Here is a 24605-nt window from a genome sequence, read left to right on the forward strand (position 1 = left end):
TGGCTGCTACAACCTACAAAATTGTGTAGAAGCTGCGACGGCGGTGTGTCAGAGGTCAATGTGCTGATTGAACCAGCGCTATCGCAGGCAAGCCAGCTCCCACAGTTGTAGGTATTTCAGGTCGGGATTTTCGGTGTGTGCAAGTGCGCTGTGGGGAATGCCTGTGCATACGCGTGACACACCCTAAGTACCTGTTCATCGGCAAACCGCGCGCCCACCACATGCAAGCCCGCTGGCAAGCCATTTGCCGCCAACCCGCAGGGCACTGACGCCGCCGGTTGCTGGGTGAGGTTGAACGGGTAGGTGAACGGCGTCCATTCCATCCACTCAGTCATTCCCGAACCCGGCGGTACGTTGTGCCCGGCTTCGAACGCGGTGATCGGCATCATCGGTGACACCAGCACATCGTAATGCTCATGGAAAGCCGCCATCCGTGCGACCAGCGCCGCCCGGGCTTCCAGGGCTGCGTTGAAATCATCCAGGCTCAAGCGCTCGCCCCGTTGTGCAATGCGTAGCAGCCCTGGGTCCAGCAGTTGCCTTTGCGCCTCGCTCATCGTGCCGGTCAGGCGTGCTGCGCCGGCAGCCCATAGGGTGCTGAACACCTCCAGCGGGTCGCAGAAACCGGGGTCGATCTGCTCGACATGGGCGCCCAGTTGCACCAGGCCCTCCACAGCCTGGGCAACTACGCTGGCGACCTGCCGGTCGACTTTCACATAGCCGAACGTGGGGCTATAGGCGATACGCAACCCCTTCAAGTCCGTTCCTGGAGCGAGCCAGGGCCTGGTCCTTGGCGCGCCGATCAAGCCATCTCGCGCATCCGGCTGCGCCACGGCTTGCAGCATCAGCACGCTGTCTTCCACGGTGCGCGTCATCGGGCCCAGGTGCGACAGAATCGTCATGGAACTGGCCGGCCATTGCGGTACATAGCCGAAAGTCGGCTTGATCCCGAAGGTGCCGGTAAACGCACAGGGAATGCGGATCGAGCCACCGGCGTCGCTGCCCTGGTGCAGCACGCCCAGGTTCAATGCCGCCGCCGCAGCGGCGCCCCCGGACGAACCACCGGCGGTGGTGCGCGTGTCCCACGGGTTGCGGGTGATGCCATACAGCGGGTTATCGGTGACGCCTTTCCAGCCGAATTCCGGGGTGGTGGTCTTGCCCAGCAGCACCGCGCCGGCCTTGCGCATGAAGGCCGAGAAGGGCGCGTCCACGTCCCACGGGCCCTCGGCACTGGAGGTGCGCGAGCCTTTGCGCGTGGGCATACCGACCGTCAGCGTTAGGTCTTTGATCGACGCCGGCACGCCATCCAGCGCCCCGCAGGGTTCGCCCTTGAGCCAGCGTTGTTCCGACGCCCGCGCAGCGTCCAAGGCGCCTTGCGGGTCGACATGGCAGTAGGCATTCACCACCGGGTTATAGCGCTCGATGCGCAGCAACGCGTCTTCGGTGACCTCCACGGGTGACAAGGTCTTGTCGCGAAAGTGCTGCAACAGTTGCACCGCTGTCAGTTGGCCAATCTCACTCATGCCACATCCCCCTGTGCCGCCTTGACCATGGCGCGCAGCAACACCGCGCAACCCGCCGCCAGGTCATCCGGCGCGGCGTTTTCGATTTCGTTATGGCTGATGCCGCCTTCGCACGGCACAAAGATCATCCCGGCCGGGCCCAGTTCAGCGACGAAGATCGCGTCATGCCCGGCGCCGCTGACAATGTCCATATGGCTCAAGCCCAATGCTTTGGCACCTTCACGCACGGCATTGACACAGGCTGGGTGGAAGTCCAGCGGCGGGAAGTCGGCGGTGGGCGTCAGTTCAAATGTCAAGCCGTTGCGGGCAGTGGAGTCCTCGATCACGCTACGCACTTCATCGACCATGGCTTGCAGCTTGTCGGCGTGCAGGTGACGCAGGTCGATGGTCATGTGCACCTGGCCGGGGATCACGTTGCGCGAGCCAGGGTGCAGGTTCAGGCAGCCGACGGTGCCGCAGGCGTGAGGCTGATGCTGATGGGCGATACGGTTGACCGCGCTGACCACCTCGGCAGCGCCCACCAGGGCATCCTTGCGCAGGTGCATGGGCGTAGGGCCCGCATGCGCCTCTACGCCGGTGAGAGTCAGGTCGAACCACTTCTGGCCCAGGCAGCCCATCACCACGCCCAGGGTAATGGCCTGGTCCTCCAGCACCGGGCCTTGCTCGATATGCGCTTCGAAATAAGCGCCCACCGGATGGCCCAGCACCGCACGCGAACCGGCATAGCCGATGCGCTGCAATTCGCTGCCTACCGACAGGCCCTGGTCGTCGCGCTTGTCGAGGGTGTCCTGCAGGTCGAACTTCCCGGCAAATACCCCGGAGCCCATCATGCACGGCGGGAAGCGCGAGCCTTCTTCGTTGGTCCACACCACCACTTCGATGGGCGCCTGGGTTTCGATCTGCAAGTCATTGAGCGTGCGGATCACTTCCAGCCCGGCCATTACCCCGTAGCAACCGTCGAACTTGCCGCCGGTGGGCTGGGTGTCGATATGGCTGCCGGTCATGACCGGGGGCAGGGCGGGGTTGCGGCCAGGACGGCGGGCGAAGATATTGCCGATGGCATCCACACTGATGCTGCACCCGGCGGCCTCGCACCACTGCACAAACAGGTCGCGGGCCTGGCGGTCCAGGTCGGTGAGGGCCAGGCGACACACGCCGCCCTTGGCCGTGGCGCCGAGTTGGGCCAGGTCCATCAGCGACTGCCACAAGCGGTCGCGGTTGATCAGCGGGGCATTGCTCTGGAGCGGTTGCGCAAGACTATTCATCAGGAATCTCCACTCAGGCACTCAAGGCCAGGTAACGGTTTTTGATCGTCGGGTCGGCGCGGAAGTCAGCGGCGCTGCCTTCGTACACCACGCGGCCCTGTTCGAGCACGTAATGGCGGTCGGCGAGCTTGTCGCAGACCATCAGGTTCTGTTCCACCAGCAACACCGGCAGGCCCTCGTCCTTGACCTTGCGCAGGATCTTCACCAGCTCGTCAACGATCACCGGGGCCAGGCCTTCAGTGGGTTCGTCGAGGATCAGCAGCTTGGGGTCGTTCAGCAGGGCGCGGGCGATGGCGAGCATCTGCTGTTCGCCGCCGGACAACGCATGGCCGGCGTTTTTGCGCCGCTCCTTGAGGCGCGGGAACATGGCGTACACGTCTTCCAGTTGCCAGCGGCTGTGTTTGCGGGCGGCGATGCGCAGGTTTTCTTCCACCGTCAGCAGGCGGAAAATCCCGCGGTTTTCCGGCACCAGCGCCAAGCCCTGGCGCGCAATTTCGAAAATCTTCTGCCCCACCAACGCCTGGCCGTTGAAGTGGATCTGGCCCTGGCGCGGGCAGATGATGCCGAGGATGCTACGCAGGGTGGTGGTCTTGCCGGCACCGTTACGGCCCAGCAGGGTCACCAGTTCGCCAGGATTGACGCTCAGCGACACGCCCTCCAGCACATGGCTCTTGTCGTAGTAGGAATGGATATTCTCGACGATCAGCATCAGGCAGCCTCCCCAAGATAGGCAGTACGCACACGTTCATCGGCGCGCACGAACGCCGGCGTGCCTTCCACCAGAATCTGCCCATGGCTCATCACCGTGATGCGTTGGCTGATGGACATGACGATGCTCATGTTGTGTTCGATCAACAGCACCGTATGGTCGCGCCCAAGGTCGCTGATCAGTTGGGTCATGATCGGGATATCGTCGATGCCCATGCCCGAGGTGGGCTCGTCGAGCATCAACAGTTTGGGTTTGGAGCAGATCGACATGCCCACCTCCAGCACCCGTTGCTGGCCGTGGGACAACTCACCGGCCAGGGTGTCGGCGCGTGCCGTGAGTTGCAGGCGTTCCAGCACCTGGTCGGCCATCTCCAGGTGTTCGCGCTGGCTGTCCACCCGACGCCAGAAGTTCAAGGCACGCGAGCCATCGCGGCCCTGGGCGGCCAGGCGCAGGTTTTCGCGCACGCTGAGGTTCTGGAACAGGCTGGTGAGCTGGAACGAACGCGCCATGCCCAGGCCGACGCGGCCGTGGGCGGGCTTGCGCATCAGGTTCTTGCCGTCGAAATGGATCGCTCCGGCGGTGGCCTGGCGTTCGCCCGTCAGGCAATGAAACAGGCTAGTCTTGCCGGCGCCATTGGGGCCGATGATGGTGTGGATGGTGCCGGCTTCGACCTTGAGGTTGACGCCATTGACCGCATGGAACGCGCCGTAGGCCAGCTCCAGGTTCTGGGTTTCCAGCAAGATACTCATAGCCCGTCCTCCTTGGCGACGACTGCGGGTTTGCGCGTGCCGCGCAGCTTTTCGAACAGCGACGCCAAGCCGCCCCACAAACCGCCGCGCATGAAGATCACCACCAGGATCAGGATCACCCCCAGCAGCATCAGCCAGCGCGGCCACAGATCGGAGAGAAAGTCACCCAGCAGCACGATGGAACCGGCGCCCAGCAGTGAGCCGAACAGCGAGCCGGTGCCGCCGACGATGGTCATGATCAGGATGTTCTCGGACATCGCCAGGTCGATATTCGACAGCGGCACAAAGTGCAACAGCATGGCGTACAGCGCCCCGGCAATCCCGGTGACCGCGCCGGACAGCACGAACACCAGGATCTTGAAGTGACGCGTGTCGTAGCCGATGGCCGAGGCGCGGGTTTCATTCTCGCGGATCGCCATCAGCGTGCTGCCGAACGGCGAGGCGATCACCCGGCGTGCGCCGATGAAAATCAGCAGGAACAGCACCGCGACAAAACCGTAGAAGGCGCGGGCATCGGCCAGGGACAGGAGCACGGTGTCACCCACACGAATTTCCGGGCGTGGCACGCTGAGCAGGCCGTTGTCGCCGCCGGTCCAGTCGCTCAGGGTGTAGGCGACGAAGTAGGCCATCTGGCTGAACGCCAACGTGAGCATCACGAAGTAAATGCCCGTGCGCCGAATCGCCAGGGCACCCACCAGCAAAGCCAGCACGCCACCGGCCAGCGCCGCGCCCAGCAACGCCATGAACAGGCCCAGTTGCAGGTGGATCATCAACAGCGCCGCACAATAAGCACCGGCACCAAAGAAGATGCCTTGGCCGAAGGACAGCAGCCCGGTATAGCCCAGCAGCAGGTTGCAGGCCAGGGCGGCCATGGCAAAGATCAGGATCTCGGTGGCCAGGGTCGCCGAGGGCAACACCAGCGGCAGGCCGATCAGCACGGCCAGCACCCACAGCAACATGGCTCTGGATTGGGTCTTGGCAAACGGCAGGGGGTTTTTCTCGCTCATGTCAGGCTCTCCCGAACAGGCCGTAAGGGCGTACCAGAATCACCACGGCCATGGCGCCGTAGATCATCAGGCTCGCACCCTGGGGCCAGAGTGTGGTCATCAGGCTTTGCACCACGCCCACCAGCAAACCGCCGACCAGCGCACCGCTGAACGAGCCCATGCCGCCGATCACTACCACCACGAAGGCGATGCCGAGAATCTCCGGGCCGACGAAGGGCTGGGCGCCGCGCAAGGGCGCGAACAACACCCCGGCGACACCGGCCAGGGCGACGCCGAGGGCGAAGGTCATGGAGAACAGGCGGAAAATATTGGTGCCCAGTAGCGACACGGTTTCGGTGCTTTCACTGCCGGCGCGCACCAGGGCACCGAAGCGCGTGCGCTCCAGCAGCAGCCACAGGCCCAGGCCCACCAGCCCGGAAAACACGATGAGGAACAGGCGGTAGTAGGGATAGACAAAATCACCCACCACCAGCACGCCGCGCAACAGTTCCGGCACGGCGACGCTTTTGCCCACCGGGCCCCAGATCATCACGCTGGCTTCCTGGATGATCAGAGCGATCCCCAAGGTCACCAGAATCTGGAACATGTGCGGCAAGTGGTAGATACGCTGGATCAACAAGCGCTCAATCACCCAGGCCAACGCAGCCACCACCAACGGCGCGATCAGCAACGCCAGCCAGAAGCTGCCGGTGAGGCTTACCGCGGTGTAGCAGATGTAGGCGCCGAGCAGGAAGAACGCGCCGTGGGCGAAGTTGACGAAGTTGAGCAGGCCGAAAATGATCGTCAGCCCCACCGCGATCAGGAAGTAGATCATCCCCAACCCAAGGCCGTTGAGGATCTGGAACAGGTACAGATTAAGCATGCAGGCACCCTCCGCAGGTGGCCGCTTGCGCGGCCCTGCGCGACAAAAGTTAAGCGGTCAGCCGAGTGTGCAGCCAGTCGCCTCGACTGCGGGGAACGACTGGCCAGCGCTGAGCACTTTGGCCAGGTCGTCCTTGTCGGCCATGTCGCCGCTGGCCTTGCCGATCAGCAGGTAGTAATCCTTGATCACCTGGTGGTCGCCGGCGCGGATCGACTCTTTGCCGGTCGGGCCTTCGTAGCTCAAGCCTTGCAGGGCCTTGGCTACGGTCGGGCCGTCGAAACTGCCGGTGGCGATGATGGTGTCGAGCATGACTTTGGTGCTGATGTAGTCGGCGGCCAGCGGGTAGGTGGGGTTGATGCCGTAGGTGGCCTGGGTCAGCTTGACCAGCTCACGGTTGAGCGGGGTGTCGACCTGGTGCCAGTACTGCGCGCCCAGGTACACACCTTCGAGCACATCGCTGCCCAGTTCCTGGAACTGATCCAGGCCGGCAGACCACACCAGCAATACCTTCATGCGCTCCTTGATGCCGAAGTTCACGGCCTGGCGCAGGGTGTTGGACGATTGGCTGCCAAAGTTGAGCAGCACCAGCACATCGGGCTTGGTGGAAATGGCGTTGGTCAGGTAACCGGAAAACTCCTGTTCCTGCAGTGAGTGGTAGCTGTTGCCCACATGTTCCAGGCTATGTTCCTTGAGCACGTTTTTGGCCCCTTCGAGCAAGGCTTCGCCGAACACGTATTGCGGGGTGATGGTGTACCAGCGCTTGGCGTCCGGCAGCAACTTGATCAGCGGCACCATGGTTTCGCGGATCGCACCGTAGGTGGGCACTGACCAGCGGAAGGTCGCCTTGTTGCAGTCCTTGCCTGTGACTTCATCGGCGCCCACCGGGGTCATGAACACGCCGCCGACCTTGTCCACTTCCTTGGCCACCGCCAGGGCGGAAGACGACAGCGTGCAGCCCTGGAAGAACCGTGCGCCGTCCTGCGCGATGGCCTCTTGCACCTTGCGCACCGCCTTGCCGGCGTTGCCTTCGGTATCGATGACCTTGTAGTTCAGCGGGCGGCCGAGCAAGTCGGGGTGTTGTTGCACCGCCAGGCGTGAACCCATGTCGGCAAATTTGCCATAGCTGGCAAAGGCGCCAGACATGGACTTGAGGCCGTAAAAGGTAAAGGGCTCGGCGGCGAATGCCGAACGCACGCTCAGCGGAAGGCTGAGGGCGGCGGCGGCGGTGAGGCTGGCTTTCAATAACGTACGACGCTGCATGGGGTGACTCCCTGGTTTAGTTATTGGCAGGAGCGGCAAGGGCGATACGGTGGAGCAAGGGCCTGTGGGCAGGCTTGTTATTGGATAACTCGATTTCGCGGGGGAACGGGGTCAAATGTGGGAGCTGGCTTGCCTGCGATGGCATCTACTCGGTCCCTCTGTAACACCGAGGCGCCCGCATCGCAGGCAAGCCAGCTCCCACATTGAACGGGTTCCCACATTGAATGGTTGGTGTGTTTAAGAGTGGTCGAACTCCAAGAGGAAGTGCGGGCTCACCTGGCCTTCCAGCGCGGTCATGTGGTGTTCGGCATCGCACATGTGTTCATGCATCAAGCTGCGCACCGCGCTTTCATCCCCGGCACGAAAGGCGATCAGCAGTTGCTTGTGATAGTCGAGGTTGGCCGCATCGAACTGCTTGCGCTTGGGCTTGTAGGCCTTTTTCAGCACCACCAGGTCGCGCAGCAAGTCATTGAGGAACTGCGCCATGAAACTCAGCAGCGGGTTGGGGCAGGCCCGGGCCAGCAGGTTGTGGAACTCCAGTTCCGCCAGGCGTTGTTCGCGCTGGCCGGCTTCGCTGTCTTCGGGGGCGCTGCAAAAATCCACGTTGGCTTGCAGGGCCAGGTAGTCGTCTTCGCTCAAACGCCCCAGCACCGACACCGCCAACTCCACTTCGATGACCTTGCGCAGTTGGTAGACCTGCTCGCCGTCCAGGTGCTGGAAATGCAGGTAATTGCGCAGGGCGCGGCTGGCCGGCTCGGTGCCGGCCTGGTTCAAGTACGCCCCGCCACTGGGGCCGGTGCGCGTGCTCACCAGGCCCTCCACTTCCAACGCCTTGAGCGCTTCGCGTGCCGAACCCTTGGAACACTGGAAGCTTTCCATCAGCTCGCGTTCGGTGGGCAGGCGATCGCCGGGCTTCAAGGCGTCGGTGACGATCGAGCGCTTGACCGACTCGACAATCACATCGGACAGCTTCTGGCGTTTGCGGCGTAACGGACGACTCAGCATGGCGGTGATTTATCGTATTAATGCGGATAAATAGCACTTAATAACGATTGGGCAGGTGCGTCAACGCAAGGGGTCGTTTTCGGTGAATAGGGGTCGTAAATGCGCAGGTTATTCCCAGGCGCCCAAATCCAGGCAGCGTGCGGTCGCCGGCGGCTGTTTGCCATAAGCGAGAAAATCCCCTAGCCAGCGGCTCACACAGCCGTCAGCGCCTGCGTGTGCCGACTCCTTGAGCAAGAGCTGCTCGACACCAGCGGCGAGCGCTTCGCCAGGCTCGGTATTGATCAGCACCATGCGCCCGACGCGCTCGGGAAACAGCGTGCCATAGCGGTTGCCCAGGCGCGTGGCAGCGGCGTTGCCCAGGTAGTTGAGGCGCGCCTCGCCCAATTGCCCGCGCACGTACTCCATGTCCCGGGCGGCCTGTTCCACGGCATTGCCCTGGCGCAGGTCGCGGGTGCTCAGCTCGATCACGTCGTAGCGGTCGACCAGGGTGCGATAGGCGGTGGTGGCAAGCGACTCCCAGCGGCTGGCCAAGTGAAGGACGAAAGGTGCGCCTTTGACCCGCTGGGGGTCGCCGGCCTGGATGAACACCACGCCTTCACGGTTGAGCGGCTGCCGTGCGCCTACCCGTATCACGCTCAGGCGAATGCGGCCGCGCTGGGGGGCGGCATGGTCGCGGGGCACGCTGACCAGGCCGCATTGGGTGCGGCCAACCACTTCGGGGTCCAGGCGCGCTGTTGCAGTGAGTGGGCAGTCCAGCAACCAGTCGATCGCGGTGGGGGCGATCAAGGGCTCGGCCAACGCCAGGTTTGGTATCAGCCAAAAGCCGATGCAGACCAGGCCGTTTACAAAAGCGCTGGGTTTCATCATGAGGTCCTGGGCATCCGTGTGATAACGGCTTTTTTACCAAGGACCTTGGGGTGGAAAATGTAAGGTGAAGAAACAACTCGTGTATGAAATATGAGTTTCGTTTATCAGATATCGGTGTTCCAGCCACCGCCCAATGCCTTGTACAGGGCGATGCTGGCTTGCAGGCGCGACAGGCGCAGTAGCACGTTCTGGTCTTGGGCGTCGTACAGGGTGCGCTGGGTTTGCAGTACCGTGAGCAGGTCTTCGGCGCCAGCTTCATAGCGGCTTTGGGCAATCTGGAAGGCGGCCTGCGCCTGTTGCAGCTCTTCGGTTTGCCACTGGCGTTGCTGGTCCAGGCGGGTGATGCTGCTGAGGGCTTTTTCCACATCGGCAAAGCCGTTGATGATCGCCCCACGGTAGGTTTGCAGCAGTTCATCCTGGCGTGCCCGAGCCTTGTCGCGCTCGGCGCTCAGCCGGCCATTATTGAAAATCGGCGCCATCAGGCCCGAAGTCAGGGTGTAGAAGGGGCTGCGCAGGATCTCTTCAGCCTTGGACGCGCCTGAGCCGAGCGTTGCGCCCAATGTCACCGTCGGCAGCATGGCCGCACGGGCCACCGTGACGTCGGCGCTGGCCGCCGCCAACTGGGCCTCGGCCTGGGCGAGGTCGGGGCGCCGGCTCAATAACTGGCTGGGCACGCCAGGCCCGATACTTGGCCAGGTCAATGCCTGAAAGGGTTCTGTGCCTAGCTCCAGGGCCTGCACGGGCTGGCCGAGCAAGGCGGCGAGGGTGATCTGCGATTCTTCGGCCGATTGCTCGATCAGCGGCAGTTGCCGTTGCTGACCGGCTACCAGGCTTTTCTGTTGTGCCAGTTCCAGGGCCGTGGCGGAACCTGCGTCGTGGCGGGTCTGCACCAGGTTCAGCACATTGCGCGCATTCGCCAGGTTGAGCTCGGCAATCTGCAGGCGCTGGCGTGCGGCCAGGGTTTGCGCGTAGCGGTCGGCGACGTTGCTGAGCAGGGTCAGCTCCACGTTGGCCTGATCGAACTCACTGGCGTGCAAGCTGTGCACGGCGCTGTCGCGGGCAGCGGCGCGGCCACCCCAGAAGTCGATTTCGTAGCTGGCCGTGAGGTTGGCGTCATAGTTGTTGACAGTCCTGTTGCTCTCGGTGGCGTCCAGCTCCGAGTTGCCGCTGCCGCGCAACAGCCGTTGACGGCTGGCGCTGAGGTTGAACTTCAGTTCCGGCAACAATGGTGCACCGGCAATTACCGCCGTGGCCTGGGCCTGGCGGACACGCGCCATGGCCGCCGCCACGTCGAAGCTGTCACGGCGGGCCTGGTCGATCAGGCGGTTCAGCGCCGGGCTGCCAAACTGCGTCCACCAACGTTGGTTGATGGCTTGGGTCGCTTCGCGTTCGGCAAAATGCCAGGCGGCGGGCGCAGCAAGGCCGTTGTCGATGGCGGGCGGGTTAGTGCCGCAGGCCGTGAGCAACAGGCACACACTGAGCGCTGACAGTTGTGGCGTGAGAGATCGTTTATTCACTGGTCAACGCCTTAACCGGATCAAGCCGGGCAGCTTTACGGGCCGGCATGAAGCCGAATACGACGCCGGTGACCAGCGCACAGCCAAACGCGCCGAGCACCGCCACCAGGGAAAACTGTACCGCCACTTCAGCCAGCACCAGCACGCCGCCTACCAGCAATGCCAGGGCAATACCAAACAGGCCGCCGACCACCGAGAGCATCACCGCCTCGGTGAGAAACTGGCGCAGGATGTCGCGCTGGCGTGCCCCGGTGGCCATGCGGATGCCGATTTCACGGGTGCGTTCGCGCACGGTCATCAACATGATGTTCATCACGCCGATGCCGCCCACCAGCAGGGAAATCGCTGCAATCGAGCCGAGCATCAGCGACAGGGTGTTCTGGGTCCGTGCTTCGGCCTGGATCATCGCTGCGTCGTTGGTCAGGTGGAAGTCGCGTTTGCCGCCGTGCAGCTTTTGCATAAGCTGACTGATGGCTTGCTCGGCCTCTTGCACCTTGCGTGCATCGGCGGCGGCAATGACAACGTATTCGGGATTATAGGTGCCGAACAGGCGCACGCTGGCGGCGGTATAGGGAATGGCGACACGGTCGTCGCTGTCTTGCATCCCGGAGCTGGAGCCTTTTTCCGCCAACACGCCAATCACTTGGAAGGGCACGTTTTCGATCAGGATGTATTGGCCGATGGGGTCTAGCTGGCCTTTGAACAGTTTTTCGCGCACGCGATGGCCGATCACCGCCACCGTGGCCCCGGCGCGTTCGTCGGCTTCGGTAAAGTAGCTACCTTGGGCCACTGGCCAGTTGAAGATGTCCGGGAAGTTGGTGTCGTTGCCGCCCACATAGGCCATGTAGTCGACGTTGCCGAAGCGCACGCCGGCGTAGGTGCCGTTCACCGGCATGATGCGCTTGACCTGGGGCAATGTAGCCAATGCCGCCACATCATTGAGGGTCACGATACCTGCCGGTGTGCGCGGGTTAGGCGAAAAGCCGCTCAGATAGATGATGTTGGAGCCGAAGGCCGCCATCTGCGCCATGACCTGACGCTTGCTGCCTTCGCCCACCGCCAGCATCACTACCACCGACGCCACGCCGATGATGATTCCCAGCAGCGTCAGCGCGGTGCGGAAGCGGTTGATCCACATGACCCGCCAGGCTGCCTGCACCGCGTCCAGCAGCTCGGCTTTCCAGGCACCATTGTGTTCGGCACCGTCGGCCAGGCGCTGGCGCAGATCCACGGCTTGCAATGCGTCGCTGCCGGCCGTGACGGGCACGTGGGGGGGACTCAACGCCGAATCGCTGATGATCCGGCCGTCGCTGATCTCAATGATGCGGTTGGCATGCGCCGCGACTTCGCGGTCGTGGGTAATGAGGATAACCACATGGCCCTGGCTCGCCAATTCATCCAGCAGCACCATCACCTCGGCACCGCTGTGGCTGTCGAGGGCCCCGGTGGGTTCGTCGGCAAGGATTATATGCCCGCCGTTCATCAACGCCCGGGCAATCGAGACGCGCTGTTGCTGACCACCGGAGAGCTGGTGCGGGCGGTTGTTGGTGCGATCGGCCAGGCCCAGGCGGGTCAGCAGAGCCTTGGCACGGGCATGGCGTTCGGCAGCGCTGATACCCGCATAGATCGCCGGCATCTCAACGTTTTCCTGGGCCGAGCCGGACGGGATCAGGTGGTAGCCCTGGAACACGAAACCAAAGGCTTCGCGGCGCAGCCAGGCCAGTGCGTCGCTGTCCAGGTGCGCGACGTTTTCCCCTGCGAACAGGTAGTCGCCCACGGTGGGGCGGTCGAGGCAGCCGAGGATGTTCATCAGTGTGGATTTGCCGGAGCCGGAGGCGCCGACGATGGCAACGAACTCTCCTGCATGGATCGACAGGTCGATCCCACGCAATACGTCGACCTGCGGGCTGTCGCCGCCGCCGTAGGATTTGCGGATGTTCTTGAGTTCGATCAGTGGCGTGGTCACATCAACCCCCGCTGCCGCTGGCTGGGCCGATCAACAGGTGATCGCCTTCGTCCAGGCCATCCAACACTTCAACCCGCAGGCGGTCACTGATACCCAGCTGTACTTCTCGCTCCTTGATGGCGCCGTTTTTGGTCACGACCCGCGCGATCTGCTTGTCGGTGCCTTGGCTGCCGAGCAGCGCTGCGACCGGGATGGTGAGAGCGTCCCTGGCCTGGCTGGCGACGAAAAACACCTGGGTGGTCATTTCGGCCATTAACGCATTGTCAGCGTTGTCCACATCCAGCAGTACGGTGTATAGCACTACCCGGCCACTGCCGGTTTTGCTGGTACTGCTGGGGCTGCCACTGCCTTGGCTGGTTTCGTTCAGGGGCTTGGGCGGGATCGGCAGGATCTGGCGCACGGTGCTGGTCCAGCGCCGGGTGCCGCCGGCGAGGGTGGTGAAATAGGCGCTCATGCCCGGTTTGACGTGGCCGATATCGGCTTCGGACACTTCGGCCCATACGGTCATCGGCGACAGTTTGGCGATGCGCAGGATCAACGGCGTCTGTTGCTGGGCGTTGAGCGTCTGGCCGACTCGCGCATCTACCGCCACTACGGTGCCGCTCATCGGCGCGTAAATCCGCGTATAGCCCAGTTCGGCCTCGTCACTGCGCAGGCTGGCCTGGGCCTGGCGGATCTGGGCCTTGAACATGTCCACCCGCGCCTGGGTCGCACTCAGTTCGGCCTTGGCGGTTTGCACATCTTCTTCGCGGGTGGCATTCCCGGCGCTCAGGCGCTGCTGGCGCTGATACTTCTGGCGCGCCAGCTCGTGCTGGGCTTTTTGCTCCTGCAACTGGGCCTCGAGGTTTTCGATGGCGTAGCGGCTGGCGTCGAGTTTGGCCTGCTGCGTGGCAGGGTCGATCTCTACCAGTAGCTGGCCTTGCGTGACCTGGTCACCGGCCTCGACATGGATCTTGCGGATCTGTCCGGAGGCCTGGGCGCCGACGTCTACGTAGCGTCGCGGTTGCAGGGTGCCCAGGGCGGTGACACTGTTCTCAATGTCGCCGCGCACGACAGTGACCGTGGGCAAGCTATCTCGACCTGGCGGCAACAGCTGCCAGGCTGCCACTGCAAGGAGGGGGATCAGGCACACCACAGCAAGCAGGGCGAGGCGGGCGGGGCGAGGGCGTTTCATGCTTTGGTTCCAGCCAGGGAAAGGGGGCCGAGTGGCGAAGAGCTGACTGTTATACGAGAAAATTGCGCGAATATTTAGGCGTTTACATACGCAGTAACAGCTGCGTCGGCGAAAAAAACCATACGTGGGAGCAAGACTTCTTTAAAAGTAGATGAGAATTACTATAAATTGCACGTACTCAAACTGCCATCATCGATGGCTGTCTGTTGGGAGCAAGTTCGCTCGCGAAAACGTCAACGATAACGCGTGCATCCAGATAAAACGATGTGCCCTCAGGTTCTTGGCGAGCAAGCACGCTCCTACAGGATCAACACCACCGGGAGGTGCTCAGGAGTCATGTTGGAAAACTACTATCGCGAGCTGGTGTGTTTCCTGAACGCCAAGCTGGGTAACCGCCAGGTGGCCGAAGATGTGGTGCATGACGCCTATGTGCGGGTGCTGGAGCGCGTAAGCGATACGCCAATCGAGCAGCCTCGCGCGTTTCTTTACCGCACGGCACTGAACCTGGTGATCGACGGCCATCGGCGTAATGCCTTGCGTCAGTCCGAGCCTCTTGAGGTGCTGGACAGCGAAGAGCGCTTCGCCGCCTGTTCCCCCCACACCAGCCACCACCAGGGCCAGCGCCTGGAGATGCTCGAGCGCGCCTTGGCCGAGTTGCCGGCGGCCTGTCGCGACAGTTTCCTGTTGCGCAAACTCGAAGGCCTGTCCCACGTGCAAATCGCCGAACGCCTGTGCATTTCCCGCAGCCTGGTGGAAAAACACATCGTCAATGCGATGAAGCACTGCCGGGTGCGCATGCGCGAGTGGGAAGCGCACTGATCGGCTGTTAGTTAAATTTTATTTCACTGTCCTCGTTTCCTATCAACACACGGCCTGTTGTTCAGGCCATGAAGGTATTCCCGCCCCACCGCCATGGGGCTTATCCAGAGGACACTGGAATGACACAGGCAATTGCTTCGCCCGCGGTTCATGACCTGATCGGGATCGGTTTCGGCCCTTCGAACCTGGCGCTGGCCATCGCCCTGCAGGAGCGTGAAAAGGCCCAGGGCAAGCTGGACGTGCTGTTTCTCGACAAACAAGCCGACTACCGCTGGCACGGCAATACCCTGGTGACCCAGAGCGAACTGCAGATTTCCTTCCTCAAGGACCTGGTGACCCTGCGCAACCCCACCAGCCCGTACTCCTTCGTCAACTACCTCAAGGCCCACGAACGCTTGGTGGACTTCATCAACCTGGGCACCTTCTATCCCTGCCGCATGGAGTACAACGACTACCTGCGCTGGGTGGCGGGGCAGTTCCAGGCCCAGGCCAACTACGGCGAGGAAGTGTTGGCCATCGAGCCGATCCTGCATCAGCAGCAGGTCGAGGCGTTGCGCGTGATCTCCCGTGATGCCCAGGGCGAGCAGCATGTGCGCACCACCCGTTCGGTGGTGGTCAGCGCCGGCGGCACACCGCGCATCCCCGAGGCATTCAAGGCGCTCAAGGGCGATAGCCGGGTGTTTCACCATTCCCAGTACCTGGAGCGCATGGCCAGCCAGCCGTGCGTAGACGGCAAGCCGATGCGCATCGCCGTGATCGGCGGTGGCCAGAGCGCGGCCGAAGCCTTTATCGACCTCAATGACAGCTTCCCGTCGGTGCAGGTCGACATGATCCTGCGCGGCTCGGCGCTCAAGCCGGCCGACGACAGCCCGTTCGTCAACGAAGTGTTCTCGCCGGCCTTTACTGACCTGGTGTTCCAGCAAGTCGGTGCCGAGCGTGAGCGTTTGGTCGCCGAGTACCAGAACACCAACTACTCGGTGGTGGACCTGGACCTGATCGAGCGCATCTACGGGATTTTCTACCGCCAGAAAGTCTCCGGCATCGCCCGCCAGGCGTTCCGCACCCTGACCGTAGTGGAGAAGGCCACCGCCGGCCCGCTGGGCATCGAACTGGCCCTGCGCAATACCGCCACCGGCGAAACCAGCCTCAACCATTACGACGCGGTAATCCTGGCCACCGGCTACGAGCGCCAGATGCACCGTGAACTGCTGGCGCCGCTGCAAGCCTACATGGGCGACTTTGAAGTGGCCCGCGACTACCGCATCGTCACCGACGAGCGCTGCAAGGCTGGCATCTACATCCAGGGCTTCAGCCAGGCCAGCCATGGCTTGAGCGATACCTTGCTGTCGGTGTTGCCGATTCGGGCGGATGAGATTGCGGCGTCGTTGTATGCGCTGGACCATCACCGTGGCAAGGCGCGTTCGGTGCAGGACCTGCTCCTGGCCACCGCCAGCTGACCGATCCGCTTATTGTGGCCAGAGCTTGCTCCTACAGACGGCACTTGTGACAAAGTGTGGCTATTGGTACTGTACAAAAAACCAGTATCGGTAGCCCTCCATGCAGTTGATCGAAAAACTCAGCATCCTCGCCGACGCCGCCAAGTACGACGCGTCCTGCGCCAGCAGTGGCGCGCCCAAGCGCAGTTCCGAGGGCAAGGCGGGGCTGGGTTCCACCAATGGCATGGGCATCTGCCACAGCTACACGCCCGATGGCCGTTGCGTGTCGTTGCTCAAGGTGTTGCTCACCAACTTCTGCCTCTACGACTGCCAATACTGCGTCAACCGCCGCTCCAGCGACGTGCCCCGTGCGCGCTTCAGCCCGGAGGAGGTGGTCACCCTGACCCTGGATTTCTACAAGCGCAATTGCGTCAGCGGGCTGTTCCTCAGCTCCGGCATCATCCGTTCGTCGGACTACACCATGGAGCAACTGGTGCGGGTCGCCAAACTGCTGCGCGAAGAGCATGACTTTCGCGGTTATATCCACCTCAAGACCATCCCCGATGCCGACCCGGCCCTGATCGCCGAGGCTGGCCGTTATGCCGATCGCCTCAGTGTGAATATCGAACTGCCCACCGACGCCAGCCTGCAAACCCTGGCGCCCGAGAAGCAGATCGGCTCGATCAAGCAGGCCATGCAGACCATCTACACCGGCGAACAGACGGTGCTCAACGAACCCCGCGCGCCACGTTTCGCCCCGGCCGGGCAGAGCACGCAGATGATCGTCGGCGCCGACGACACCGACGACAGCACCATCCTGCACGGTGCCGAGGCGTTGTACGGTAATTTCAAGCTGCGCCGCGTGTATTACTCGGCGTTCAGCCCCATCCCCAACAGCCCGAAAAGCGTACCCCTGGCCGCGCCGCCCTTGATGCGCGAGCACCGCTTGTACCAGGCTGATTTCCTGCTGCGCAGCTACGGTTTCAGCGCCAATGAGCTGTTCGCCGGCCCCGGTGACCTGGCACTGGATATCGACCCCAAGCTGGCGTGGGCCCTGGAGCATCGCGAGGTGTTCCCCCTGGACCTCAACCGCGCCGAGCCGACCCTGATCGCACGTATCCCCGGCATCGGCCTGCGCACCACCCAGCGCCTGGTCGACCTGCGCCGTGAACGCAAGATCCGCTTCGAAGACCTGGCGCGCATGCGCTGCGTGCTGGCCAAGGCCAAGCCGTTTTTCATCACCAGCGACTACCACCCGCAGCAGGCCGACAGCACCAGTGTGTTGTTGCGCGAACAATTGCGGGACCGTCCGCAGCCGCAACAGATGGGGTTGTGGGGATGATCAGCCTGGAGTGCGACAACCTGTTCAGCACCTGGCGCGAACAGGCCCGCTGGTTGCTCAGCCATCAGGTCGACCCCAGCCAGGTCAGCTGGGGCGAGGCGCAGGCGGCGGACCTGTTCGCTACCGATGAACCTATCCCACCAGGGATGGGGCCGTTTCAGGCGCGCATACCCAAGGCGCTGTTGCAATTGTTGGAGTCCGCTGCCTGTTATCAAGGTGATCAGCGCTGGAGCCTGTTGTATGAAGTGCTATGGCGGGTCAGCCACGGTGATCGCACGGCCATGCTGGCAGGTGACAAGCTTGGCAGCGAGTTGCAGCGGCGCATCAAGCAAGTCAGCCGGGAGGCCCACCACTTGCACGCGTTTGTGCGCTTCATCGCGCTGCCGGCCGAGGCAGGGCCGGAACTGCCGGAGTACGTGGCCTGGCATGAGCCGGCCCATGACATTCTCAAGAGCGCCAGCGAGCATTTTATCGGGCGCATGGGCCGCCATCGCTGGATGATCGCCACGCCCCTGGACGGGGTCTATTACGACGGCGAGCAATTGATTCATCAGCGCCAGTGCCCCGAGGCCTGGCAGCAACTGGCGCAGAATGTTGAAGATCCCCACAGCGCCATGTGGCTGACCTACTACAGCCACATCTTCAACCCGGCACGCTTGAACCCTAAGGTGATGGAAGGGCATTTGCCCAGCCGCTTCTGGAAGAATTTGCCGGAGGGCAAGTTGATTCCGGGGCTGATCAGTGAAGCCCGCACGGGCAAGCAGAAAGATGGGCAGGCGAAGCTGGTGGGTGCCAAGCCAGGCAAAAGAATATTAAGTGGGCAGGGGTGAATGATCGTTCCCACGCTCTGCGTGGGAATGCCACCCTGGACGCTCCGCGTCTGCTCTTGAAGTTTTGTGACGCGGAGCGTCATTGGATGCATTCCCACGCAGAGCGTGGGAACGAGCCAGCTGGATCAGGCCAGTTCGGTCGCGGTGTTCTTGACCACCGCCAACTCCGGATGCGCCACCAGCTTATCAATGTGCAACTCATCATTGTTCAACCAGGTCTCGGTCAGCACCCGGTAATGTTCCATATCCCGGCAGCGCATGCGCAGGCTGTAGTCGAACGGCCCGCTGATCAACTGGCATTCGAATACCTGCGGGCAGGCTTTCACGCAGGCTTCGAAGGCCTTTTGCGCCGAGCGCCCGCTTTGGTTGGACAAGGCCACCAGCACCAGCAGTGACAGCCCCGGTGAGACCATCTGCACATCGATGATCGCCCCATACCCACGGATCACCCCGCGTCGTTCCAGCTTGCGCACCCGTTCCAGGCAGGGCCTGGGGGTGAGGTGCACCAGCGACGAGAGCTTTTCGTAGGTAATACGCCCCTGATGCCTGAGTACGTCGATGATCGCTTCGTCGATGCGATCCAGCGTAGGGGAAGAATGGGGTCCGTGGGCCTTGGTATCCATGAGTTCACTTCAAACGGTTGGAAAGAAATTGCTGCAAGCGTTCGCTGGTGGGATGGTCGAGGATCTCGGCGCCGCCGTGTTCTTCGACTCGGCCCTGGTGCAGGAACAGCACTTGGCTGGACACCTGGCGGGCAAAGCCCATTTCGTGGGTGACCATCAGCATGGTACGACCTTCCTCGGCCAACGTCTGTATGACTTTGAGCACTTCTCCTACAAGTTCCGGGTCCAGGGCCGAGGTGGGTTCATCGAACAGGATAATCTCCGGTTCCATTGCCAGCGCGCGCGCAATGGCCACGCGCTGCTGCTGGCCACCGGACAGGAACGCCGGGTATTGGTCCGCCACGCGGCTCGGCAGGCCGACCTTGTCCAGGTACAGTCGCGCACGCTTCTCGGCTTCGGCGGCGCTCACGTTCAGCACCCGGCGCGGGGCCATGGTGATGTTTTCCAGCACGGTCATGTGGCTCCACAGGTTGAAGTGCTGGAACACCATGGCCAGGCGCGTGCGCAGGTTTTGCAGTTGCGCCTGGTGCGGCGCACGGGTGCCGGCGCGGCCTGGTTGCATTTCAATGCTGATGCCGTCCAGGGTGATCACCCCGGCGTCAGGCTGTTCCAGAAAGTTGATGCACCGCAGCATCGTGCTTTTGCCCGAGCCGCTGGCGCCGATCAGGCTGATCACATCGCCCTGGCGTGCATTGAGGGACACGCCCTTGAGCACTTCGTGTTCGCCGTAGCGTTTATGGATACCTTCGACTTGCAGCTTGATGGCCGCCGTGGCGGTTTTGCCGACGGGTACATCCATTGGATAAGCGGCCAGGGCCTGCGCGGACTGATTCATGGGTTAGCCTCGGGTAGGAACAAGAAAGCGCATCCAGCGACGTTCGGCCAGCCTGAACAGGCCCACCAGTGCAAAGGACAGCAGCATGTAGAGCAGCGCGGCGATGCCGAAGGCCTGGAAGGTCAGGAACGTCTCGGCATTCGCATCGCGGGCGACCTTGAGGATGTCGGCGACGGTGGCGGTAAACGCCAGTGACGTGGCGTGCAGCATCAGGATCATTTCATTGCTGTAGGCCGGCAGGGCGCGACGCAATGCGGCGGGTACGATCACAAACAGGTTCAGCCGCCAGCCGTGCAGGCCATAGGCGCGTGCCGCTTCGATCTCGCCATGGGGAATGTTGCGGATTGCCCCGGCGAAGATTTCCACGGTGTAGGCGCAGGTGTTGAGCACAAACGCCAACAGTGTGCAGTTCAGCGCGTTGCGGAAAAACTGGTTGAGCAGGGCGTTGTCCTGCACCACTTCCAGGCTGTACAGCCCGGTGTAGCAAATCAGCAGTTGGATATACAGGGGCGTGCCACGGAACAGGTAGGTGTAAACCTCCACCGGCCAGCGCAGCCAGAAATGCTCTGAGACGCGTGCCAGCGCCAGGGGGATCGACAGGCCAAAGCCGAGCACCACCGAGATAATGAACAGCCACAAGGTCATGGCGACACCGGACAGGCCGCTGCCATCGCTGAACAGATAGGCCAGGCCGTATTGCTGGAACAGTTCGATCATCGCGCCATCCCCTTGATGCCCAGGTTATAGCGCCGTTCCAGGCGCTTGAAGATGCGGTTGGAGAGGGTGGTAATCACCAGGTACACCAGGCCCGCGAGGATCAGGAAGTACAGCGGCTCGCTGGTGGACTTGCCGGCGTTCTGCGCGGCCTTGACCAGGTCTGACAGGCCGATGATGGACACCAGCGCCGTGGACTTGAGCAGCACCAGCCAGTTATTGCCCAGGCCAGGCAGGGCAAAGCGCATCAGTTGCGGGAACAGCACCAGGTGAAAGCGCTGCCAGCGGCTCAGGCCGTAGGCGGTGGCGGCTTCCAGTTGGCCCGCCGGCACACTGAGGATCGCACCCCGGAAGTTCTCGGTGAAATACGCACCGTAGATAAAGCCCAGGGTGATCACCCCGGCGGTAAACGGGTCGATTTCAACGTAGTCCCAGCCGAACGCTTCGGTCAGGTCGTTGAGCCACAGTTGCAGGCTGTAGAAGATCAGCAGGATCAGCACCAGGTCCGGCACGCTGCGGATCAACGTGGTGTAGAGCGTGGCCGGCACGCGCAGCCATTTGGCGCTGGAGAGTTTGGCGCCAGCGGCGACCAGGCCCAGCGTAAGGCTCAGAGCCAGGGCGAGGAACGCCAGCTTGAGCGTCATCCAGGCACCCTGGGCCAGCATGGGGCCGTAGCCTTGCAGGTTGAGGAGGTCGTTCATGGGGAAGATCTCGAAGGAGTGCACGGATTTACTGTGGGAGCTGGCTTGCCTGCGATAACGGTGGTGCAGTCACGGCGTGGGTGCCTGAAGCACCGTTATCGCGGGCAAGCCCGCTCCCACAGGGGCACGGGTTGCCGGTTACTCGTTGTAGATGTCTTGATCGCCAAAGTATTTCTTCTGGATCTGTGCGTAAGTGCCATCGGCCTGGACGGCGGCGATGCCCTTGTTGATCAGCTCACGCAATGCCTGGTCGTTCTTGCGCAGGCCCATGGCGATGTCCAGCGGCAGGGTCGGGTCCTTGAAGGCCGGGCCGGTCTTGAAGTCGGCGCCTTCGGGCTTGGACAGGAAGTTGAGCTGGGCTTCGAGCTTGTCCGTCAGGGTGGCGTCGAGGCGGCCGTTTTGCAGGTCGGCGTAGTTCTGTTCCTGGGACTGGTATGCCTTGATCTGTGCACCGAGCTTGGCCAGGTGCGCTCGGGCATAGGCTTCCTGCAACGAGCCTTGCAGCACGCCAACGTGCTTGCCGTTCAGCGACTCGGGGGTGTCACCGAAGGTGGCGTTTTTGCGGGTGATCACCGAGGTGGGGCTGAGGAACAGGCGGTCGGTGAAGTCGATGACTTTCTCACGAGCCGGGGTCACGGCCATGGAGGACATGATCGCGTCGAACTTGCGCGCACGCAGGGCCGGGATCATGCCGTCGAATTCGTTGTGCACCCAGGTGCATTTCACTTCGAGCTTGGCGCAGATAGCGTTGCCCAGTTCGATATCGAACCCTTGCAGGCTGCCGTCGGCGGCGACAGATTCGAAGGGCGGGTATTCGGGGAACACGCCAAACCGGATTTCTTTCCAGTCCTGGGCGTGGGCAGCGGTGGCGCACAGTGGCAACAGCAACGCAGCGAAGAGTGATCGCAGAGGAGTCATGTGTCGGTCCCTATATTTTGTAATTGATGTCAGGGGCAGTGAATAACTGGGAGCAGAGAATGCTTCATGGTGGTGCGTTTTTTGTGTCGTTTACCCCCTGCGCAAAGCGCAAATTGCGCTGTTAAAACAAGCAATGCAGCGGAATCGGCTGCGGCACCGGCAAAATCGGCTTTTAACCCACTAGAATCTGGCCTGCCCTGGGCGCAAAGCGGCAGGCCAGAGCGGTTTCAGGCGCGCTTTTTATGCTGTACCACAGGTTGCTGGGCCAGGCGTGCGAACAGGTTTTTCGGGTCGGCCAGGTCCGGCACCAGCTCCAGCTCGCTGCCCACATCCGAGGCTTTGGCCACGTCCAATACATAGCGCAGGGCCGAGTAGTCTTCGATGGCAAAACCCACCGAGTCGAACAGGGTAATTTGGCGGTCATTTTCGCGGCCCGGCTGTTGGCCGTTGATCACTTGCCACAGCTCGGTGACCGGCGAATCTTCCGGCATATGCTGGATTTCACCTTCGATGCGGCTTTGCGGTTCGTACTCGACGATCACCCGGGCGCGCTCGACGATGCGGCGGTCCAGCTCGGTCTTGCCCGGGCAGTCACCGCCCACGGCATTGAGGTGCATGCCTGGCTCGATCATCTCGTCAGTCAGGATGGTGGCGTAGGCTTTGTCCGCAGTCACGGTGGTGACAATGTCCGCGCCTTTGACTGCCTCGGCGACGCTGGCGGCCAGGATCACCTTGATCGCCGGGAACGCCTTGAGGTTGGCGGCGAGCTTGGCGGTGGCCTGGGGGTCGATGTCGAACAGGCGGATTTCAGTAATACCGAGCATGGCGTGGAAGGCCAGGGCCTGGAATTCGCTTTGGCAGCCGTTGCCGATCAGCGCCATGCTGCGGCTGTTGGCGCGGGCCAGGTAGCGGGCGACCAGGGCCGAGGTGGCGGCGGTGCGGATCGCAGTGGTCAGGGTCATTTCCGCCAGCAGCACCGGTTTACCGGTGTCGACGTCGCCCAAGGCACCGAACGCCATCACGGTGAGCATGCCGGCCAGGGTGTTTTTCGGGTGGCCGTTGACGTACTTGAAGGCGTACAGCGAGGCGTCGGACACTGGCATCAGCTCGATCACCCCATCCGGTGAGTGGTTGGCCAGGCGCGCGCATTTCTCGAAATCCTGCCAGCGCAGGTAGTCGGCGCGAATGTAGTCGGCCATTTCGGTGATGCAGGTTTGCAGGCCTTTTTGCGAAACCAGGTAGCTGAGGTCGTTGACGTCGATATAACGGGTCATGGCAAGACTCCTTATTGAAATGAGGGACGGGCCGGCAGATGCACTTCGGCCAGCATGCAGCGGGCACTGCCGCCGCCGATGCGTTCGATGTTGTCGATATTCACCACCACCGGCCGCGTATGGCGTTCCACATGCTGACGCTGCGCCGGATGCAGGGCGCCCCAGGCACTGGCGGACATCACCAGCAACGGCTGGCCGTCCCGGTCGTGGACCTCCAGCATGTTGCCGGCGAAGGCTTCCAGCTGGTCGAAGTCCAGGCTGAGGATGTCTTTGCCGGTATCACGCAGGGAGCGTTCCAGGGCCAGGCGTTCGCGGTCGTCGGGCAGGGCCTGCAGGCACACCACCGCGAGGTCGCGGCCAACGCTCATCATCACGTTGCTGTGGTAGATGGGTGCCTGGTGGCGGTCCAGGGCGTGGAACACGCAGAGTTGGTAGTCGAGGCGTTCGGCAAACTGGCGCAGGGCCGCGTGGTGGGTGCGCCCCGAATGGCAGGCGTAGCTGATGCGGTGCTGGCGGTCGAGTACCATGCTGCCGGTGCCTTCCAGGAAGATGTTCTGTTGTTCCAGGTGGCTGAGATCGATGGTGGTGTTGATCGCAAAGCGCTGCTCCAAAACTTGCAGCACGCCCTTGTTGCGCTCCAGTCGGCGGTTCTGGCCTTCCATGGGGTAGAGCACCAGGCTGCCGTCGGCATGGCTGCTCCACCAGTTGTTGGGGAAGATCGAGTCGGGCGTGTGGGGCGCCGGCGTGTCCTGCACCACCAGCACCTCCACGCCGTGCTGGCGCAAGGTGTCGACATAACCGTCGAACTCCTCCAGCGCTTTGTGCTGTGCACTGAGCGGGTCCAGCGGCGGGCGTTGGAAACGGTTGTTGATCGCGGTATCCGGGTTGAAGGCAAAGCGCGCCGGGCGGATCATCAGGACGGTGTTGGTGGTTTGCATGGGGGCACGGGTCCGTTGGGGATCTTGTGCCGCTATTGTGTGCGTTGCGGGGAAAGGATCCCGGCTGAAACGGCGGGGTGGCTCAGCCAAGAAAGCTGAAAACGGGAGTGGCGCAGCCGAATCGGCTGCCAGATTGAAATACGATCAAACTGTGGGAACTGGCTTGCCTGTGATAGCGGTGTGTCAGCCCCATTCATCTGGCTGGCCCACCGCTATCGCAGGCAAGCCAGCTCCCACATTGGTATTGTGGTGATTGTTATCGCTGTGTCAGCCA

The 24605-nt window shown here is 62.5% G+C and carries 23 protein-coding genes; 4 read left to right on the plus strand and 19 right to left on the minus strand.

The features are described 5' to 3' along the window. Window positions 1–116 precede the first annotated feature (116 nt). The 12 genes from JMV15_RS11600 to JMV15_RS11655 all read right to left on the minus strand — a co-directional run bounded on the left by JMV15_RS11600 (window position 117) and on the right by JMV15_RS11655 (window position 13901). Window positions 117–1520, minus strand: a complete 1404-nt coding sequence (locus JMV15_RS11600) for an amidase (RefSeq protein ID WP_014719041.1) — start codon at window positions 1518–1520, stop codon at window positions 117–119. Beyond that, entirely contained in the window at window positions 1517–2785 is a 1269-nt protein-coding gene (locus tag JMV15_RS11605; protein ID WP_014719040.1) for a Zn-dependent hydrolase, read from the minus strand. Before JMV15_RS11605 ends, JMV15_RS11600 begins: the two co-directional genes overlap by 4 nt. A gap of 13 nt (window positions 2786–2798) precedes the next feature. Beyond that, window positions 2799–3494: an ABC transporter ATP-binding protein gene (locus JMV15_RS11610; protein WP_003192343.1), complete on the minus strand. Its 696-nt coding sequence runs from the start codon at window positions 3492–3494 to the stop codon at window positions 2799–2801. Continuing rightward, window positions 3494–4243 carry an ABC transporter ATP-binding protein gene (locus JMV15_RS11615; protein ID WP_038450629.1) on the minus strand — a complete coding sequence of 250 codons (750 nt, stop codon included), beginning with the start codon at window positions 4241–4243 and terminating at the stop codon, window positions 3494–3496. The genes JMV15_RS11610 and JMV15_RS11615 overlap by 1 nt, the downstream gene beginning before the upstream one ends. Further along, window positions 4240–5250, minus strand: coding sequence for a branched-chain amino acid ABC transporter permease (locus JMV15_RS11620; RefSeq protein WP_032902364.1), 1011 nt, complete (start codon window positions 5248–5250; stop codon window positions 4240–4242). Before JMV15_RS11620 ends, JMV15_RS11615 begins: the two co-directional genes overlap by 4 nt. Window position 5251: 1 nt before the next feature. Continuing rightward, window positions 5252–6112 carry a branched-chain amino acid ABC transporter permease gene (locus tag JMV15_RS11625; protein WP_020301305.1) on the minus strand — a complete coding sequence of 287 codons (861 nt, stop codon included), beginning with the start codon at window positions 6110–6112 and terminating at the stop codon, window positions 5252–5254. 57 nt (window positions 6113–6169) lie between these two features. Further along, the gene (locus JMV15_RS11630) at window positions 6170–7372 is read right to left on the minus strand and encodes an ABC transporter substrate-binding protein (protein ID WP_038450627.1); all 1203 of its coding nucleotides are present in this window, start codon (window positions 7370–7372) and stop codon (window positions 6170–6172) included. A 237-nt stretch (window positions 7373–7609) separates the two neighbouring features. Beyond that, complete coding sequence (locus JMV15_RS11635) at window positions 7610–8377, minus strand: FadR/GntR family transcriptional regulator (RefSeq protein ID WP_014719035.1); 768 nt, start codon at window positions 8375–8377, stop codon at window positions 7610–7612. A gap of 108 nt (window positions 8378–8485) precedes the next feature. Further along, the gene (locus JMV15_RS11640; RefSeq protein WP_038450625.1) at window positions 8486–9241 is read right to left on the minus strand and encodes a proteinase; all 756 of its coding nucleotides are present in this window, start codon (window positions 9239–9241) and stop codon (window positions 8486–8488) included. Window positions 9242–9348: 107 nt separating this feature from the next. Next, window positions 9349–10761 (minus strand): efflux transporter outer membrane subunit, encoded by a 1413-nt coding sequence (locus JMV15_RS11645; RefSeq protein ID WP_038450623.1) that lies wholly within the window; start codon window positions 10759–10761, stop codon window positions 9349–9351. After that, window positions 10754–12727: a MacB family efflux pump subunit gene (locus tag JMV15_RS11650; protein ID WP_038450614.1), complete on the minus strand. Its 1974-nt coding sequence runs from the start codon at window positions 12725–12727 to the stop codon at window positions 10754–10756. Before JMV15_RS11650 ends, JMV15_RS11645 begins: the two co-directional genes overlap by 8 nt. Window position 12728: 1 nt before the next feature. Continuing rightward, entirely contained in the window at window positions 12729–13901 is a 1173-nt protein-coding gene (locus JMV15_RS11655; RefSeq protein ID WP_014719031.1) for an efflux RND transporter periplasmic adaptor subunit, read from the minus strand. A 336-nt stretch (window positions 13902–14237) separates the two neighbouring features. Between JMV15_RS11655 and JMV15_RS11660 the strand changes: the two genes are divergently transcribed. From JMV15_RS11660 to JMV15_RS11675, 4 genes are all read left to right on the plus strand, one after another. Further along, window positions 14238–14720: a sigma-70 family RNA polymerase sigma factor gene (locus JMV15_RS11660; protein ID WP_014719030.1), complete on the plus strand. Its 483-nt coding sequence runs from the start codon at window positions 14238–14240 to the stop codon at window positions 14718–14720. 119 nt (window positions 14721–14839) lie between these two features. Further along, window positions 14840–16177, plus strand: coding sequence for a lysine N(6)-hydroxylase/L-ornithine N(5)-oxygenase family protein (locus tag JMV15_RS11665; protein WP_014719029.1), 1338 nt, complete (start codon window positions 14840–14842; stop codon window positions 16175–16177). Between the two features lie 100 nt (window positions 16178–16277). Beyond that, window positions 16278–17498, plus strand: coding sequence for a putative DNA modification/repair radical SAM protein (locus JMV15_RS11670; protein WP_014719028.1), 1221 nt, complete (start codon window positions 16278–16280; stop codon window positions 17496–17498). Continuing rightward, complete coding sequence (locus tag JMV15_RS11675; protein ID WP_014719027.1) at window positions 17495–18328, plus strand: TIGR03915 family putative DNA repair protein; 834 nt, start codon at window positions 17495–17497, stop codon at window positions 18326–18328. The genes JMV15_RS11670 and JMV15_RS11675 overlap by 4 nt, the downstream gene beginning before the upstream one ends. A 125-nt stretch (window positions 18329–18453) precedes the next feature. Here the strand turns inward: JMV15_RS11675 and JMV15_RS11680 are convergent, their stop codons facing one another. The 7 genes from JMV15_RS11680 to ctlX all read right to left on the minus strand — a co-directional run bounded on the left by JMV15_RS11680 (window position 18454) and on the right by ctlX (window position 24331). Continuing rightward, on the minus strand, window positions 18454–18951 hold the full coding sequence (locus tag JMV15_RS11680; RefSeq protein ID WP_014719026.1) for an Lrp/AsnC family transcriptional regulator: 498 nt from the start codon (window positions 18949–18951) through the stop codon (window positions 18454–18456). Window positions 18952–18955: 4 nt separating this feature from the next. Continuing rightward, the gene (locus JMV15_RS11685) at window positions 18956–19786 is read right to left on the minus strand and encodes an ABC transporter ATP-binding protein (RefSeq protein WP_014719025.1); all 831 of its coding nucleotides are present in this window, start codon (window positions 19784–19786) and stop codon (window positions 18956–18958) included. A gap of 3 nt (window positions 19787–19789) precedes the next feature. Continuing rightward, window positions 19790–20503: an ABC transporter permease gene (locus JMV15_RS11690; RefSeq protein WP_014719024.1), complete on the minus strand. Its 714-nt coding sequence runs from the start codon at window positions 20501–20503 to the stop codon at window positions 19790–19792. Continuing rightward, entirely contained in the window at window positions 20500–21201 is a 702-nt protein-coding gene (locus JMV15_RS11695) for an ABC transporter permease (protein ID WP_014719023.1), read from the minus strand. Before JMV15_RS11695 ends, JMV15_RS11690 begins: the two co-directional genes overlap by 4 nt. 138 nt (window positions 21202–21339) lie before the next feature. Continuing rightward, entirely contained in the window at window positions 21340–22119 is a 780-nt protein-coding gene (locus tag JMV15_RS11700) for an ABC transporter substrate-binding protein (protein WP_014719022.1), read from the minus strand. Window positions 22120–22346: 227 nt separating this feature from the next. Beyond that, a complete protein-coding gene (locus JMV15_RS11705; RefSeq protein ID WP_014719021.1) occupies window positions 22347–23393 on the minus strand; it encodes an ornithine cyclodeaminase in 1047 nt (348 codons plus the stop codon). 11 nt (window positions 23394–23404) lie between these two features. Then, on the minus strand, window positions 23405–24331 hold the full coding sequence (ctlX, locus tag JMV15_RS11710; RefSeq protein WP_014719020.1) for a citrulline utilization hydrolase CtlX: 927 nt from the start codon (window positions 24329–24331) through the stop codon (window positions 23405–23407). Window positions 24332–24605 lie beyond the last annotated feature (274 nt).

Source organism: Pseudomonas paracarnis (genome assembly GCF_904063055.1).
Classification (GTDB): domain Bacteria; phylum Pseudomonadota; class Gammaproteobacteria; order Pseudomonadales; family Pseudomonadaceae; genus Aquipseudomonas; species Aquipseudomonas paracarnis.